Origin of the sequence: Chryseobacterium urinae, from assembly GCF_030518295.1 — a bacterium.
GTDB classification, from domain to species: domain Bacteria; phylum Bacteroidota; class Bacteroidia; order Flavobacteriales; family Weeksellaceae; genus Chryseobacterium; species Chryseobacterium mucoviscidosis.
On sequence record NZ_JAULSJ010000031.1, the window covers coordinates 23,032 to 38,457 of the forward strand.

Annotated in this window: 18 protein-coding genes and 1 riboswitch; of the genes, 6 read left to right on the top strand and 12 right to left on the bottom strand. The window is 34.0% G+C overall.

Annotation, left to right across the window (positions count from 1 at the left end; all coding sequences use genetic code 11):
- Positions 1 to 9: 9 nt before the first annotated feature.
- From QWT87_RS16750 to QWT87_RS16805, 12 genes are all read right to left on the bottom strand, one after another.
- Entirely contained in the window at positions 10 to 456 is a 447-nt protein-coding gene (locus QWT87_RS16750; protein ID WP_087710487.1) for a KTSC domain-containing protein, read from the bottom strand.
- Positions 457 to 532: 76 nt separating this feature from the next.
- Entirely contained in the window at positions 533 to 1,312 is a 780-nt protein-coding gene (locus tag QWT87_RS16755; protein ID WP_302717383.1) for a hypothetical protein, read from the bottom strand.
- Positions 1,313 to 1,337: 25 nt separating this feature from the next.
- A complete protein-coding gene (locus QWT87_RS16760) occupies positions 1,338 to 1,667 on the bottom strand; it encodes a hypothetical protein (RefSeq protein WP_268054174.1) in 330 nt (109 codons plus the stop codon).
- 103 nt (positions 1,668 to 1,770) lie between these two features.
- Positions 1,771 to 2,163, bottom strand: a complete 393-nt coding sequence (locus QWT87_RS16765) for a hypothetical protein (protein WP_302717387.1) — start codon at positions 2,161 to 2,163, stop codon at positions 1,771 to 1,773.
- Between the two features lie 94 nt (positions 2,164 to 2,257).
- The gene (gene metE, locus QWT87_RS16770) at positions 2,258 to 4,573 is read right to left on the bottom strand and encodes a 5-methyltetrahydropteroyltriglutamate--homocysteine S-methyltransferase (RefSeq protein ID WP_302717389.1); all 2,316 of its coding nucleotides are present in this window, start codon (positions 4,571 to 4,573) and stop codon (positions 2,258 to 2,260) included.
- A gap of 386 nt (positions 4,574 to 4,959) precedes the next feature.
- Positions 4,960 to 5,144: riboswitch (cobalamin riboswitch) on the bottom strand.
- A 111-nt stretch (positions 5,145 to 5,255) separates the two neighbouring features.
- Positions 5,256 to 5,642 (bottom strand): VOC family protein, encoded by a 387-nt coding sequence (locus QWT87_RS16775; RefSeq protein ID WP_302717391.1) that lies wholly within the window; start codon positions 5,640 to 5,642, stop codon positions 5,256 to 5,258.
- Between the two features lie 16 nt (positions 5,643 to 5,658).
- Positions 5,659 to 6,447 carry a hypothetical protein gene (locus QWT87_RS16780; protein WP_302717393.1) on the bottom strand — a complete coding sequence of 263 codons (789 nt, stop codon included), beginning with the start codon at positions 6,445 to 6,447 and terminating at the stop codon, positions 5,659 to 5,661.
- The gene (locus QWT87_RS16785; RefSeq protein WP_302717395.1) at positions 6,437 to 7,003 is read right to left on the bottom strand and encodes a hypothetical protein; all 567 of its coding nucleotides are present in this window, start codon (positions 7,001 to 7,003) and stop codon (positions 6,437 to 6,439) included. The genes QWT87_RS16780 and QWT87_RS16785 overlap by 11 nt, the downstream gene beginning before the upstream one ends.
- Positions 7,004 to 7,008: 5 nt before the next feature.
- Entirely contained in the window at positions 7,009 to 7,587 is a 579-nt protein-coding gene (locus QWT87_RS16790; protein WP_302717397.1) for a hypothetical protein, read from the bottom strand.
- Between the two features lie 238 nt (positions 7,588 to 7,825).
- On the bottom strand, positions 7,826 to 8,728 hold the full coding sequence (locus tag QWT87_RS16795; protein ID WP_302717399.1) for a TIGR01777 family oxidoreductase: 903 nt from the start codon (positions 8,726 to 8,728) through the stop codon (positions 7,826 to 7,828).
- Positions 8,729 to 8,748: 20 nt separating this feature from the next.
- Positions 8,749 to 9,093: a hypothetical protein gene (locus QWT87_RS16800; protein WP_076389985.1), complete on the bottom strand. Its 345-nt coding sequence runs from the start codon at positions 9,091 to 9,093 to the stop codon at positions 8,749 to 8,751.
- A complete protein-coding gene (locus QWT87_RS16805; protein ID WP_302717402.1) occupies positions 9,090 to 9,695 on the bottom strand; it encodes an HPP family protein in 606 nt (201 codons plus the stop codon). Before QWT87_RS16805 ends, QWT87_RS16800 begins: the two co-directional genes overlap by 4 nt.
- 162 nt (positions 9,696 to 9,857) lie before the next feature.
- On the opposite strand from QWT87_RS16805, the gene QWT87_RS16810 reads away from it, so the two are divergent.
- The 6 genes from QWT87_RS16810 to QWT87_RS16835 all read left to right on the top strand — a co-directional run bounded on the left by QWT87_RS16810 (position 9,858) and on the right by QWT87_RS16835 (position 15,390).
- Positions 9,858 to 10,190: a single-stranded DNA-binding protein gene (locus QWT87_RS16810; protein WP_116098901.1), complete on the top strand. Its 333-nt coding sequence runs from the start codon at positions 9,858 to 9,860 to the stop codon at positions 10,188 to 10,190.
- An 18-nt stretch (positions 10,191 to 10,208) separates the two neighbouring features.
- Positions 10,209 to 10,664, top strand: coding sequence for an HRDC domain-containing protein (locus QWT87_RS16815; RefSeq protein WP_302717404.1), 456 nt, complete (start codon positions 10,209 to 10,211; stop codon positions 10,662 to 10,664).
- 166 nt (positions 10,665 to 10,830) lie between these two features.
- Positions 10,831 to 12,180: a histidine--tRNA ligase gene (gene hisS, locus QWT87_RS16820; protein ID WP_302717406.1), complete on the top strand. Its 1,350-nt coding sequence runs from the start codon at positions 10,831 to 10,833 to the stop codon at positions 12,178 to 12,180.
- A 141-nt stretch (positions 12,181 to 12,321) separates the two neighbouring features.
- Positions 12,322 to 13,260 (top strand): PH domain-containing protein, encoded by a 939-nt coding sequence (locus QWT87_RS16825; protein ID WP_302717408.1) that lies wholly within the window; start codon positions 12,322 to 12,324, stop codon positions 13,258 to 13,260.
- A 270-nt stretch (positions 13,261 to 13,530) separates the two neighbouring features.
- A complete protein-coding gene (locus tag QWT87_RS16830) occupies positions 13,531 to 14,361 on the top strand; it encodes a PH domain-containing protein (RefSeq protein WP_302717410.1) in 831 nt (276 codons plus the stop codon).
- Positions 14,362 to 14,592: 231 nt separating this feature from the next.
- On the top strand, positions 14,593 to 15,390 hold the full coding sequence (locus QWT87_RS16835) for a class I SAM-dependent methyltransferase (RefSeq protein ID WP_302717412.1): 798 nt from the start codon (positions 14,593 to 14,595) through the stop codon (positions 15,388 to 15,390).
- The last annotated feature ends 36 nt before the right edge of the window (positions 15,391 to 15,426 follow it).

Here is a 15,426-nt window from a genome sequence, read left to right on the forward strand (position 1 = left end):
AATAGGGGATTATTCCGCCATTGCTTCACCGGCTTTTCTGTACACAAAACTTCCGTAAATATGTCTTCTTGCAAAACGGCTCGGAGAATCGGAATTCACCATTTTGATGTAGGTATTTTTTGGAACTCCAAGATATTCGTACATATTTCCGTTCAGGTGCTGTACTTTAAGAACCGATTTTTCCAGATAAAAATCCTGAATATTAGATTTCGTAATGGTTTCGGTATATTCTTCTTTATATTTTTCCTGCGTTTCCGGATTGATGCTTACCAGAAAATGATAGGCTTCAATCACAGATTTGCTTTTTTCTTCCGCTTCCTGCTTTCCCGCTTCATCATTGATGAATTTATCTGGATGCGTATCTTTCATCGTATTCCTGTAGATGGTTTTCAATTCCTTCAGTGTTACATTTTTATCAACTTCCAGAAGCTTTCTGTATTCGCCTAATTTTTTCATAATGGATGATCCTTATTTCGGGGTGCAAAATTAAGGTTTTTAATTGAGAAAGTGTAAGTTTTTGATTATTAATTTGTTATTCTTTTTCATAAATAGTCGCAACAAATTTCGCAGGAGTCCATTCACTTTTTTTGCTGTTTTTGTCTTTTAAATCTTTGAATAGAGTATAAGGACCATCAATTGTCATTGTATATTGATCTCTATTTTTTAAATTAAATTCATTAGCTTTATAAGAAATACTAAATTCTTTTCCATTCACAATTTTTTCAATTTGCGGTCTTAAATAATCATCAATTGCTTTTGGGTGCAGGAATTTTTCATTTTTAGGAAATTGTAATTCAAAAGATCCCTCATAAATAAACGTTGGTTTACTTACATACAAAGTTTTTTCTTGCTTTAAAATTTCTGAATTAAATTGATTGAATTGTTGCTCATCCTTAAATTCCTTTTCATACCATTTATAAGTTAAAGGATATTTTTTTGCTAGTTTTTCTAAAATAGAAACATCAAACTTATAGCTTTCACCATTTGTATGTGCATGATGAAGAGCAGGACTAATGGAAACTCTCCTAACCTCCTTATTTGCTTTAGTTATAATAATACTAAAAGTATTTTGCTCCCATTCATTTTTAGTATTGTCACCATATTCAACAGATTCGATTAGGGAATCAACTACTTTTTTATCTGTAATTAAAAAATTATACTTTTCATAAGTTTTATTTTTATCCCACTTAGGATACATTCCAATTATTTTAACAGAATCTGTAGTTGTTAATTTATCAGATTTTAAAAGTTTATTTTGGCTATAAATATTTTGATTTATTGCTAAAATAACTAACAGAATAATTTTTTTCATTTTCATTAATTAAAACTTTTCAAAATTATTTATTTTCATGAAAATATTCATAGGCTAATCCTTCTAAATCTCCATTTTCAGAAATTAAATTATCATTTTCATCAAATATTTTAAAACTTTGCTGTGAATCTCCAATACTTGCGGAACCATCTAAACCTAGTAAGATGGTGTAAAAAGTATTTGTCAAAAGATCAGAAATTATATCCTTCAATTTTTCAGTTTGAGTTTCATTTAAATTTAATTCTTCAACTTTTAATGAAACAAGAGTTCTATATTCTGCTTGATTATCAAAACATGAATTAAGAATATTTTGTTTTTCTTGGTAGAAGTTTTTTACGAATTCTTTGGTGGTCATTTACTATTTATTTTCTAAAGTTTGTATTCTCTTTTCAGAATTCTTAACATTTAATTGCTCTGTTTTTATAAGAGTTTTCAGAATTTTTAATTGCTTGTTGTTCTCAGATAGTTCTTTTTTTTAAGTTTTCGATTTCGGATGAATTTGAATCTTTAAAAAGCTGAATTGCACTTATAATTAAAGCTATGATAGAAATGATTATAGTAATTAAATTCCATTTTTTAGATTCCCATAAAATTTTTCTTTGATAGATAGAGTGATCTCCAGATTTTATAGCTTCTAACCCAAATTTTGTTATATCGTAATAACCTTTTCCTTTGCGAATAAAATAGTCATATCTTAAACCTAAATTAATTGTATTTTCAATGACCTTTATATCATCAATATTTTCAGGGTTGATAGCTAATTCTTTATAATAATCCCGAACATAAAAAGTCGTTTTTCCATCTAGTAATTTAAATAACTTATTAAGTTTTTGTTCGTGTTCATTTGTCATAGTAAAAATTTACAATACTAAAATAAATAATATTCTTCTAAATATTATATTCTTTATAAAAAACAGGAGCCCTGAAGCTCCTGAAATTATATATCTAATGAGTTTGTACAGCAAGTAACTTACTCGCTTCCCTTGAAGCCTCCACCATTGCAATCAACGCTTTTTCCGTTTCATCCCAATGACGGGTTTTCAAGCCACAGTCGGGATTTACCCAAAGTTGCTGTGCTGGAATAACTGCTTGTGCTTTTTTCAGCAATTCTACCATTTCATCTTTCGATGGAACTCTCGGCGAATGAATATCATAAACTCCCGGTCCTATTTCGTTCGGATATTTGAAATCAGCAAAAGCATTCAGCAGCTCCATCTGGCTTCTGGAACATTCAATCGTAATAACATCCGCGTCCATATCGGCAATATTCTGAATAATATCATTAAATTCCGAATAGCACATATGCGTATGAATCTGCGTCGCATCTTCCACACCGCTCGCTGAAATTCTGAAAGCTTCCACTGCCCATTGAAGATAATGCTGCCAGTCAGATTTTCTTAATGGAAGACCTTCACGAATTGCAGGTTCATCAATCTGGATAATTCTGATTCCTGCTTTTTCCAAATCATTCACTTCGTCGCGAATAGCCAGTGCAATTTGTTTGCACGTTAAAGATCGCGGCAGATCATCACGCACAAAAGACCATTGAAGAATAGTTACTGGTCCTGTTAACATTCCTTTCACCCATTTTTTCGTTAAAGATTGCGCATATTCAGACCAGTAAACCGTCATCGGATTCGGTCTGTACACATCTCCGAAAATAACAGGAGGTTTCACACAACGGCTTCCGTAGCTTTGAACCCAGCCGTTTTGCGTAAACACAAATCCTGATAATTGTTCTCCGAAATATTCTACCATATCATTTCTTTCAAACTCTCCGTGAACCAGAACATCAATTCCTATTTCCTCCTGCCAACGGATCGTTCTTTCAGTTTCTTTTTTCAGCAGATCATCGTATTGCTTGGCATTCAGTTCACCCTTTTTAAATTTTGCCCTCCAGTTTCTAACTTCTTTCGTCTGTGGAAATGAGCCAATTGTAGTTGTAGGGAATAAAGGAAGGTTGAGAATATCCTGTTGAGAAATTTTTCGCATGCTGAAAGGTTTGTTTCTTTTAGCATCTTCCTCGGTAGTTACATCTACACGATCCTTCACTTCGCTGTTATGAATGAGAGGTGATGTTTTGCGGCTTTCAATGGCTTTTTTATTTTCAGCTAAAAGCAGGAGTGTGGAATAATCCGGATTTTCTGCGGCTAATTTTTTCAGGGTAACCGTTTCAGAGACTTTCTGTTTAGCAAAAGCCATCCATTGTTTAATTTCGGAGGATAAAACACTTTCGTTGTTCTCCAGATCAAGATCAGAAGGGCTGTGAAGCAATGAGCAGGAAGGAGCAATTAAAATTCTCTCCAAGCCTATTTTATCTGTTGCCTGTCTAATGAGGCGTAGAGATTTTTCGAAATCATTTTTCCATATATTTCTTCCGTCAATTACACCTAATGAAAGATGCAATGTTTCCGGAATTACTTTTAAAACTTCCTCCAACTGTTCCGGACTACGAACCAAATCGAGATGCAGCACATTTACAGGAAGAGAAACAGCCAGAGCAAGATTATCTCTTAAACCTTCAAAATAAGTAGCTACAATGATTTTCAGATGAGGAAACTGTTTTCTTATTTCGGTATAAATCAGACTGTAAGTTTCTTTTGATTTTTCATCCAGATCTAATGCTAAAAATGGTTCATCAAACTGGATGTATTCTGCTCCGTGAGTTTCAAGCTCTTTAAGAATCTGAATATAAATAGGAAGAATTTTCTGAGCCAGCTCTATCTTATTGAAACCTTCCTCCTTTTCTTTCCCAAGCAGAATATAGGTTAACAAACCTATGATCACCGGTTTTGCATTTATTCCCACTTGTTTAGCATCCAAAAATTCGTTGATGATTTTACGGGAGAACAGCTTAAATTCCTGATTTTTATGGAATTCCGGAACAATGAAATGATAATTGGTATCAAACCATTTTGTCATTTCCATTGCAGTAATGTCCAGACCTTCTTTCTGAAAGCCTCTTGCCATGGCAAAATAGAGATCCGTTTCAGATTTTTTAAGAGCAATCTCTTCATAACGTTCAGGAATAGCGCCTAAAGTTAAGGTCATATCCAAAACCTGATCGTAAAAAGAGAAATCATTACACGGAATAAGATCAATTCCTGCTTCCTGCTGAAGCTTCCAATTGTTTTGTCGGATATTTTTCCCGACGTCCAGTAATTCGTCTAAAGTGATTTTGCCCGACCAATACTGCTCGCAGGCTTTTTTGAGTTCTCGGTTGCTACCAATACGCGGATAGCCAAGAATGTGCGTTTGCATTTTCTTTAAAACTTTTAAATTAAACAATAATTAATGTGTATAAAAGTTCTTCTGATGCTTCGCAATGCTTTTGCAGAAGGAAATAGAATGGAGAGGTAAAGATACAGTAAGGACGCAATTTTCCCTTTACATAAGAGAATGCTCTGAAATTTTATCGTTTTGCACAAAGCTTTTTTCTCAACAATAAGATGAAAAATTATTTAACCGTATCTTTTGAAACAGATGCAAAAAACAACTGCTGTATTGATGGTTGGCGAATATTTTTTTCATTCTTAAAGTAAGAAATTAATATTAAAAACTTTGCAATTAAAATCAAATTAAAATTTAGATTGCTACGTTCAAAAAAGTATCATCTGTCTGACCAAAAAACTCCAAACCGCGAGAGCATTGTCAATTCGGAATAGGCAGGTCTCCTGACTTGTAACAGCTTTTATCATCCTTCCCGTTTACACAGTGGATATACGTGGATAAAAACCTTTAAAGTATTACTTACAGTTGCGCGACAGCTCGTGATTTTCACACGATTCCCTATTAATCTACTTTACGTAAAACCTTTTCCGTTTGATGAAGTATGTAAAAGAACTGTTTTCTAAACAAATGTAGGAATTATTTGTTTATTTTTTAAGTAATTCAGAAAATTATTCTGAATGAATAGTTATTTGGATTTTTTCGAGAATGTATTTTACAATGAACTGTAGTTGCTTATCTCAATCAGATTTAAATCCGGATCTCTGAAATAAACCGATTCTATTTTTCCCAAAGCTCCGGTTCTTTCAACAATTCCTTCGATGATCTCAATATTCTTTTCCTTTAGTTCCTGTAAAACTTCGTGAATGTTGGTTTCGGAAATAAAACAAAGATCCGCAGAACCGCAAGTCGGATGCTTAGCTTTCGGTTCAAATTCTTTTCCTTTTTGATGAAGATTGATTTTCTGATTTCCAAAAGTCAGCGCTTTTCTATTTTCTCCAAAAACTACGACTTCAAACCCAAGAATAGAGGTGTAAAAATCTACCGTTTTTTCAATGTCTGCAACCGTTAAAACGAGGTGATCTATGCTTTTTATTTTCATGTTTGATTTTCAATTATTAAAGACTATTAAAAGGAATTATTTTTTCTTCAGTTAATTTTTTCTTCAGTCGATCAGCATACTGGTGCGCAAAAGTTTCTTTTTCAACTTTAGATAAAGCTGAGTAGTAATCATCGCGAATTTCTTTTGCCTCATAATCTTCATCACTTTCAAAAGGTCTTTCCACAACTTCTAAGTAATGAACATAATGCCCGAATTCATGCAGTAAAGTTCTGTACAATTGGGTATTTCTTGAAGGCTCTAAATTTAACTGAGAAACGAAATTCCTTTTATCTTCTGTAAAAATATGTCCGTCTTGCTTTAATCTTTCAAATTCTTTCTGATCTTCAACGCTTTGTTTTTTAGACCATATTAACTTTTTGTTTAAATCTATTGAGTCTAAAATTATCGCCGGAAAATATTCGTTTTCGTACTCAAAGCTGTAAACAAGTCTTCCCCAAACCGGAGAGATTATTTCCTCCTTTCTTTTCGGTTGGCGTAAAACAATAAACTTTAAATCTCCGTAATCTTCTTTAGGAATATTTTCGATTATCTTTTCAAGATCAGAAACAGAACAGGAATGATAACAGTTTTCGCGAAGCTCTTCTATGATAAATAAAAATTCGTGTCCATTTATTATTTTAGATTCTTTTTCATGCTTACCAATTCTTTCGTAAAAAGACTTTAATGTTCCGTTAGGTGTTGAAATTTTCAATTTATTATTTTGACTGAAACCTTGATTTTCGGTTCCTATATTTTTGTTCCTTCTGGTTGCATTGTACATTTTCAGAGCGTAATTATTTTTCAAGATAATTTACATCAAACCATCCTTTATTAAACGTTACTTTTACCGTGTCATTATTCTGAAGATCAAAAATAGATTTTAAACCTTTTGAAACTTTATAGTGGTTAATTTTTTGAAGATCCTCTTTATCATGAATAGAATTTTCATTATTCAGCCAAAAAACTTTCTTTTCTTTATCATAAATTACTTCGTAAGTTTTATTGATTTCCGTATTCTTCGTTTTTAAATTGATTAAAAGCAAAGCATTATCCACCAAAGAATGGAATCCGAAGTAAAATCCGCTTCCGAATATCATTAAACCCAACAAAATTAAAGGCACAGCCGAAAGCGTAATACTTTTCCTTGAAATGAAAATAATGATTCCGGCAAGAATAGTAAAAATAAAAACCGTGTATTTCCATGAAAACTCTTTGAAATTTTTTATATCGTCGTTTAAATACAGATCTTTTACAAAGGGTTTGAGAAAAAAATCCTGTAACAACATAATGATAATAAAAATAATTACCAAAAAATATTTTCTATAGAAAGCTTTTGCATTGATATTATTGTTATTAGTCATCCTTCTTACTCCGTTCTCTGGAAAATATGCGTCAGTTTGGAATTCTTAATAAAATCCTGAACAGAAGTATCTTTTGTAGCATTTTTATCCGTTAATTCAAAATAATAGATCATCAGATTCGGAAACTTCGGATCTTTGCAGACCACTTTAAAACGCTTAATCTTTTCATCGGTACTTAAAAAACTCAGTTCAGAACCACCACTCAGTTTAATATTATTGACTTCAAAAGAATCTTTCCAGTTTTTTTGAATTTTTGCAAATCGTTTCTGCGTTCTGTCGCTGTCTTCGTTTTCGAATTTATCAACCTGAAATTCCGTTAAAAGCTGAGGATAGATTAATCCTTCTTTAAGCATCGTTTCAGTAATTTTATCAGATTGATCAAAGAAAATCGTTTTATCGTCGAATTTTGCTGTATTGTCCTTCAAAACAATGGTTCCGGCAAATTTTCTGTAATTTTTTTTCTTGTAATCGTTTTTAAAATGTTCGGTTACGGCTTTGTCTTTCGGTCCTGCCTTTTCAATTTTCTGCCCCAAAACATTCATGGACAACAGCAAAGAAAGACTTAATGAGAATATAGTTTTCATAATTTTTTTACTTCTGATATTTTCTATTAAACTTGTTTAAACTATTTCAGAATTAACCACAAAAGGCACAAAAGACAATGTTAAAGCGAATTTCTATAATAACCAAAGCGCTCAAAAGAATAAAAATCAAAGATTTTTAAAAACTATTGTGCCCTTTTTGATTTGTAATGATCAACTTTAAATAAAAGTTTAGTTCATCTTTTGTGACTTTTGCGGTTAAATAAAAGTTTAAACAGACTTATTGTAATAAATTTTTTAAAGCATCTTTCAGATCCGGAAATTCAAACTGAAAACCTGCTTTCTGAATTTTTTCCGATGAAGCTCTCGAACCTTCCAGCAAAGCCTCAGAAAGTTCTCCGAACATCAGTTTCAACACAAAAGCGGGAACATTGGGCATAAATAAAGGCTTGTGAAGCACTTCCGCCATTTTTTTTGTCAGATTTTCATTCGTTGTATGTTGCGGCGAATTCGCATTGAATGCTCCATCCAGTTCAGTATTTTTCAAGGCAAATTCGTAAATCGAACAAATATCATTAATATGAATCCACGGCATATATTGTTTTCCCGTTCCGATAGGCGAGCCGATGCCCATTTTTACAGGCGGAAGCATTTTTTTTAAAGCGCCGTCTTTTTCCGAAAGCACCACTGCAGTACGCACTTTCACGACTCTTTCAGCAACATTTTGTTCCTTAAAATCATCCGCAGCTTTTTCCCACAGAACTACCACTTCACTTAAAAAGTCATTTCCCGGACTATCATTTTCAGTAAAAATTTTTTCCGTTGTTTTGGTTCCGTAATAATTGATTCCGGAAGCAGATATGAAGGATTTTAATCTGATATTATTTTTTTGCAGAGTTTTTAAAAGCAAACCTGCAGAATCTACACGACTGGAAATCAGTTCTTTTTTTCTTTCATCAGTCCATCTTTTCTCCGAAATATTGGCTCCTGCAAGATGAATGATATGTGAAACATTCTCAAAAGCTTTTTCGTCGATCGTCGCTTTTTTAATATCCCATTCAAAATCGTTGCTGTTCTGTTTTTTTCGCGTGAGAAAGCGCACCGTATAATCTTTCTCAAGTTTTTTAGACAATTCTTTGGCAACCAGCCCGTTTGCACCTGTGATAAGAACAGTTTCTTTCATGTTAAAAATCTTTGTTGTTTCTAAGCCTGATTTTTTACGATCAGAACAAAATCATCCTCCAGAAGTTTATAGCCGTAATCGTAAATAAATTTATATTCAGATCCGTTTTTATAAACTTTCAGATTTGTTATATAATCGAAATCAAAACCTAAGCCATCAAGCTTGGATTTGGCAACTTTTGTTTTTCCGTCGGTATTTACTTCCGTCAGAATTCTGTAGTTTTTGCGGAGCTTGTTATTGATGTTCCGCATCAGATTGCTGGAATCCTTGTTCTGTTTGTTATTGTAGGCGTTTCGGCAGGCATCATTACAGAATTTTTTGTCGGATCTGCCGATAATTTTTTCGCCGCATTCGAGACAATTCATACTTTTTTCATTTTGTGTTGATGTTTGTGTTTTTTCTTCAGTAAATATGTAAACCGGTTATGATTCGGATAACTTCTGTTCGAAGTGATATTATTGAAAATTAAAGCAATAATTAATAGAATAATGCATCCAGAAAGAACAGGAGAAAGAACATACCAATATCCCAGTTCCGGAATTTTCCCTGTAGAACTTACCGCGATCAGTGCAGTTGCTCCGCCGGGCGGATGCAGCGTTTTTGTGTATTGCATCAAAACGATGGAAAAAGCAACAGCCAGAGGCGCAGAAAGCCAGATAATATCCGGAACGATTTTATAGACTGTAACTCCCACTAAAGCTGACAGAACGTGTCCTCCGATTAAATTTCTCGGTTGCGCAAGAGGGCTTTGAATGGCTCCGTAAATTAAAACGCTTGAAGCTCCGAAAGAACCGATTAAAAAGATATTTTCTGTAGCAGACAAAGTGTGTGACTGGATGAAAGCAATCATTCCAATTCCGAAAAACGCTCCCAGAAAAGACCAGAAATGTTCTTTATAGTCTACCAGAGTTTCTCTGTAAATCACATATTTAGAAACACGGAACGTTCTTTTTATTGTCTTCTTCATAGCATTTCAAAGATACAAAATTATCCGTTTGTAAACGACTACAAACGAATTTAAATAGTTTTCTACCGACTCCGGTTCTGAAATTCAGCAACCTTTGCCACAGAGATTTGAGAAAAAGATAACGTCTCTTATCTGAATGTTAAATATAAAAAATATAAAGTTATGTCACTAAGAAACAAAGTCACCCTAATCGGATTTACAGGAAAAGAAGTAGAAATCATCAGCTTCGATAACGGAAATGTAAAGGCTGCCGTTTCCCTTGCAACATCAGATCATTACACCAATGCGAAAGGTGAAAAAGTGGAGGAAACGCAATGGCACAATTTGGTTGCTTTCGGAAAAACCGCTGAAATATTCCAGAAATACGTTCCGAAAGGAAAAGAAATTGCGGTAGAAGGAAAGCTTACTTACAGATCGTATGATGATAAAGATGGTGTAAAAAGATACATCACGGAAATTCGTGTAGATGAAATTCTTTTGTTGGGAGGAAAATAATCTTAAAAATCACAAACCATGAAAATAAAAGTTTTTAAAATAGGACTGGATGACAGACATCTTGAAAAAGATCAAAAAACACTGGAAGCATTTCTGGAGTCGCACGATATCATAAAAGTAGAAACCGCTTTTGTTCAGGACGAAAAATACTGGTCGGTTGTTCTGTATTTTGATGAACTGAAAATCGTTCAGCAAAATGTAGTAAAAGATTCTAAAACGGCAAAATACTCCGCAGAAGATGAACCCTTAAATAGTGATGAATTAAAAATACTGGAAGCTTTGAAATACTGGCGTTCCGAAAAAGCGAAAGAACAGAACTTACCAAGCTATTTTATTGCTTCAAACAAAGAACTGATGTCTGTAGCCAAATATAAGCCTGCAAAAAAAGAGGAATTGCGCGATATCAAAGGTTTCGGAAAGCATAAAATAGAGAATTATGGTGAAGAAATTCTGGAAATATTGGAAAGTATATGATCTTCATGTATTTTTAAGTATTTTCAAACCTCACAGGTTTTTTTAAAACCTGTGAGGTTTAGTATTATTTTCTGATAAAGTTTAAACGGGTTTATCTGTAGTAAAAGTCCTTTCAATTCCTTATTTTTGCAGCTTATACATATTAATATCATTTATTTATCATAAAATGAAACCAAGTTTAGCAAAAGGGACGAGAGATTTTACGGCGCTGGAAGTAGCAAGAAGGAGATATATCATCAATACTTTACAGAAAAATTTTGAGTTATTCGGATTTCAGCCACTGGAAACACCGAGCTTTGAAAATCTTTCAACATTAACGGGAAAATACGGGGAGGAAGGAGATCGTTTGATTTTTAAAATTTTAAATTCGGGAGATTACACTTCTAAAGTAAATCAGGAAGATTGGGAAAATAAGAATCATCAAAAACTGACTTCTCAAATTTCTGATAAAGCCCTTCGTTACGATCTTACGGTACCTTTTGCAAGATTTGTGGCAATGAATCATAATCAGCTTACTTTTCCTTTTAAAAGGTATCAGATTCAACCGGTTTGGAGAGCGGATCGCCCTCAAAAAGGAAGATTCAGAGAGTTTTACCAGTGCGATGCGGATGTTGTAGGAAGCGAAAGTCTTTTGCAGGAAGTAGATCTGGTTCAGTTGTATCTGAAATCTTTTGTGGAGCTTGGAGTTTCTGTAACTATTCATATCAACAACCGTAAGATTCTTTCCGGATTGGCAGAATTTGCAGGAATTACTGACAAATTAATAGATTTCACGGTAGCTTTGGATAAATTAGACAAAATCGGTAAAGACGGTGTTGTAAAAGAATTACTGGAAAGAGGAATTGCTCAGGAATCCATTGACAAACTGGATTTCCTTTTCAACCAGTCGGATGATGCGCTGGAAAATCTTCTTCAGCTAAAAGAAAAGTTCACAGGAAATGAAGCAGGACTGAAAGGAGTAGAAGAGCTTGAATTTGTGATTACACAATCTTTAAATCTTGGAGTTGATATTCAGAATCTTGTTTTTGACATTACTTTGGCAAGAGGTCTGGATTATTACACTGGAGCGATTTTCGAAGTAAAAGCAGATGAAGTTCAGATGGGTTCCATCGGCGGCGGCGGAAGATACGACAATCTTACAGAAGTTTTCGGCGTTAAAAATATTCCGGGAATCGGGATTTCTTTTGGTCTGGACAGAATTTATCTCGTGATGGAAGAACTCGGACTTTTCCCTGAAGAAGCTACCTCTAAAGTAGAATTTCTTTTTGCCAATTTCGGAGGAAATGAAACGGTAGAAGCCTTAAAACTGATCAGACAATTGAGAGAAAAAGGAATTTCCGCAGAGATGTATCCTGAAGCAGCAAAGATCGGTAAACAGTTTACCTATGCGGAGAAAAAAGGAATTAAAAATCTGGTATTCTTAGGCGAAGAAGAAATTAAAAACGGAACAGTGACGTATAAAGACCTTGAAGCAGGAGAACAGAAAACGGTTTCTCTGGAAGAGTTTTTGGGATAAAAATAAAATCAGAAAACTAAAAAGCATCATTAATCCTGATGCTTTTTTATTTTCAGTTGATACGATTTAATTACAAATTTGTATTTTAGAAAATCATAAATTGTTTTATGCTTTTTTTAAACTTTTAAACATGAAAACCAAATGAACAATATTTGTGGATTGTGCGGAACGCCTTTAACATCTATGGATACGCTTTTGGGCGAAAATAAACTGGCGGACAATCATATTCTGTGTAACAAATGCCTGAATGAGGCTTCCAATATCAATAAGGATGTTGTCAATAATCTGCAGCAGTTTTTCCTGCCTGAAATCAGGGGAATTATTTTGCAGGGAAAAATTGGCGAAACTGAAAATTTTAGATCGTCACAAACTTCAAACTTTCAGAGTCCCGAAACACCGTCTTTTGGATTTGGAGGAACAGTGACCAGACTTGATGATATTCAGGATCAGATTGTTGCCCTGAATGCGAGGTTGAGTATTTTTGTAAACAGCGAAGTAAAGGAACTCGTTCATATTTTAGAAAATAATGAAAAGTTAACCGCTATTGCAGAAGGTCTTACCATACCTGCAAAAGTGGAAGGTCTTTTATTTTCTACGCAGAGAAGAGTTGTTTTTATTGATAAAAAACTTTTTGGAAATGTGCAGAAAGACGAATATCTCTTCGAAAATATCCGTTCTGTAGATCATGTGGAAAGTCTTTTGTATTCAACCCTGAAAATTTTCTCTAAGAACGGTTCCGCGGCAGAATTTAAGCTTCATAATAAAAATGACGGAAAGAATTTCTGCAATGCGGTTAATCAATATCTGAATGGTACGATCAGTCAGTCTGCTTTACAACAACAACAACAACAACAACAAATTCAGTCTTCGTCTTTTAATTTGTACAATATGCCGGTTTCTGAGAATCCTTTTCAAAAGCCTGCCTATTCAAATCCGGTACAGCAAAATTCCGGTATACCAAAAGAAGCACCTGAAGTTATTTTTGAACAGTTGGAAAAACTTGGAAAACTTCGGGAAATGGGAGTTCTTACGGATCAGGAGTTTACGGAACAGAAGAAAAAATTATTAGACCGACTTTAATCTCTGTTTTTTTAGCTAAAAACTTTTGAAAAACTAATTTCGGAATTAACCGCAAAAGGGGCAAAAGATAATGTTAAAGCGAATTTCCAGAATCATCAAAGCCTTCAAAAGAATAAAAATCAAAGATTTTTAAAAATTATGGTGAGCTTTTTTATTTATCATGATCAACTTTAAATAAAAAATTGAGTAGATCTTTTGCGTTTAAATAAAAGTTCAAACAGACTTTAAATCAAAAATTAAAAAACGGGTTAAATATAATAATACATGACAATGAACGATCATTGCGGATTGTGTGGAAAAAAACTGACTTCAATCGACACGATGTTGGGCGAAAATAAACTGTCTGACGGAAATATCATCTGTAATTCATGCCTTGAAAAAGCGAGTGCGATGAACGAAGAACTGCTTTCGGATCTGCATCGCTTCAGTTTAAAAGATATTGAAAATCTCCTCCAAAACGGAGAAATTGTTCAAGAGGAAACCGTTCAGGAAAATATTGCCGAAAATTTACCTTCAGTAGCAGATTCAGAGCAGAATGCGCTTTCAAAAGATCTTTATAAAAAAAGACTGAAAGAGATAAAAAAGCAACTGGAAAGTTTGAGAGCCAATCTTTCTCTGTTTACAAAAGGAGAAATTAAAGAACTTCCGTATGTTCTTGATCTGGATGAGAAGATTTTAGCGATTATAGATGCTCAGTTTGCCAAGACTACGGATGCGGGAATTTTGCTCGTTACGCCCAAAAGAATCATTTCGGTTTCCAAAGCGATGTTTTCTCCGGCAAAAGTGAATGATTTTCTCAATGATAATATTCTTGAAGTAAGCTTTGTCAAAAACTTTGTGTCGCCGAACATCAGAATTCATACAAAAGAAAAAACGGTTGAGTTTGAATCGTTCTTCAACAAAGATTATGCTGAAGATTTTTACCATTTCATCAGTAAAATATACAACAAAGAAGCTTCCAAAGCCTCATCTCCGGAGCAGAATACTTTTTCCGAAAGCGTTCTGGAACAGCTCGAAAAATTAGGCCAACTGAGAGAAAACGGTATTTTAACAGAGGAAGAATTTACATCACATAAGAAAAAACTATTAGAAAAACTATGATAAAAGCAATCTTTTTAGGAAGACTTGTTTAAACTTTTGAATATCCGTTAAACAACCTATTACTATGCATTGATATGAAAATCAATCATTTATAATAGGCACTTCGACAAGCTCAGTGTGACACCTCTAATACTAAACGCTTGATTTTTAGCGATGTCAAGCTGAGCCTGTCGAAGCTTTAGGTTAATAAACGGACAATCAATTTAAACTTTTATCTAAAAATTAAAACCAATGGAAAATTATCTTGAAATCAATAAAAATTCATGGAATGCCAAAGTAGAACCTCATCTCAAATCCGATTTCTATTTTGTAGATGAATTTTTAAAGGGAAGAACTTCGTTAAATTCAATTGAATTAGATCTTTTAGGAGATGTAAAAGGTAAAACTATTCTTCATTTGCAGTGTCATTTCGGGCAGGATTCTATTTCGCTGTCGAGAATGGGCGCACAAGTTACGGGAATCGATTTGTCGGATAAAGCCATTGCAGCAGCAAAAGATCTGGCTCAGAAAGCAGGAACCGATACAGAATTTCTCTGCACAGATCTGTACAGTCTTCCCGATGTTCTCGATCAGAAATTCGATATTGTTTTTACAAGCTACGGAACAATCGGCTGGCTTCCCGATTTAGGAGAGTGGGCAAAAGTGATTAACCACTTTCTGAAACCAGAAGGAAAATTCATCATAGCAGAATTTCATCCTGTAGTCTGGATGTACGATGACGATTTCAAAGGCGTACAATACAACTATTTCAACGAAAAACCGATTGTGGAGACCTATGAAGGAACTTATGCAGATCAGTCTGCGGATATTGTTCAGGATTATGTGATGTGGAACCATTCTCTGGCGGAAGTTCTTCAGAATTTAATGAATCAGAATCTTAAGATCAAAAAGTTTCAGGAATTCGACTGGTCGCCGTATCCATGTTTCAGGCACGTTGAAGAATTTGAAAAAGGAAAATGGAGAATTCCTCAGTTCGGAAATAAAATTCCTTTGGTTTTTGCCATTGAAGCACAAAAAAAGTCATCGTAATAAAAACTACGATGACTTTCCTGTATATATGAATGT

Bases quoted from the DNA above. Each gene is read 5' to 3' on its own strand.
- QWT87_RS16835 (WP_302717412.1), top strand. From the start codon at position 14,593: ATGGAAAATTATCTTGAAATCAATAAAAATTCATGGAATGCCAAAGTA.
- QWT87_RS16800 (WP_076389985.1), bottom strand. From the start codon at position 9,093: ATGAATTGTCTCGAATGCGGCGAAAAAATTATCGGCAGATCCGACAAA.
- QWT87_RS16830 (WP_302717410.1), top strand. From the start codon at position 13,531: ATGAACGATCATTGCGGATTGTGTGGAAAAAAACTGACTTCAATCGAC.
- QWT87_RS16825 (WP_302717408.1), top strand. From the start codon at position 12,322: ATGAACAATATTTGTGGATTGTGCGGAACGCCTTTAACATCTATGGAT.
- QWT87_RS16815 (WP_302717404.1), top strand. From the start codon at position 10,209: ATGAAAATAAAAGTTTTTAAAATAGGACTGGATGACAGACATCTTGAA.
- QWT87_RS16775 (WP_302717391.1), bottom strand. From the start codon at position 5,642: ATGAAAATAAAAAGCATAGATCACCTCGTTTTAACGGTTGCAGACATT.
- QWT87_RS16760 (WP_268054174.1), bottom strand. From the start codon at position 1,667: ATGACCACCAAAGAATTCGTAAAAAACTTCTACCAAGAAAAACAAAAT.
- QWT87_RS16810 (WP_116098901.1), top strand. From the start codon at position 9,858: ATGTCACTAAGAAACAAAGTCACCCTAATCGGATTTACAGGAAAAGAA.
- QWT87_RS16785 (WP_302717395.1), bottom strand. From the start codon at position 7,003: ATGACTAATAACAATAATATCAATGCAAAAGCTTTCTATAGAAAATAT.
- metE (WP_302717389.1), bottom strand. From the start codon at position 4,573: ATGCAAACGCACATTCTTGGCTATCCGCGTATTGGTAGCAACCGAGAA.
- QWT87_RS16790 (WP_302717397.1), bottom strand. From the start codon at position 7,587: ATGAAAACTATATTCTCATTAAGTCTTTCTTTGCTGTTGTCCATGAAT.
- hisS (WP_302717406.1), top strand. From the start codon at position 10,831: ATGAAACCAAGTTTAGCAAAAGGGACGAGAGATTTTACGGCGCTGGAA.
- QWT87_RS16755 (WP_302717383.1), bottom strand. From the start codon at position 1,312: ATGAAAAAAATTATTCTGTTAGTTATTTTAGCAATAAATCAAAATATT.
- QWT87_RS16765 (WP_302717387.1), bottom strand. From the start codon at position 2,163: ATGACAAATGAACACGAACAAAAACTTAATAAGTTATTTAAATTACTA.
- QWT87_RS16805 (WP_302717402.1), bottom strand. From the start codon at position 9,695: ATGAAGAAGACAATAAAAAGAACGTTCCGTGTTTCTAAATATGTGATT.
- QWT87_RS16750 (WP_087710487.1), bottom strand. From the start codon at position 456: ATGAAAAAATTAGGCGAATACAGAAAGCTTCTGGAAGTTGATAAAAAT.
- QWT87_RS16795 (WP_302717399.1), bottom strand. From the start codon at position 8,728: ATGAAAGAAACTGTTCTTATCACAGGTGCAAACGGGCTGGTTGCCAAA.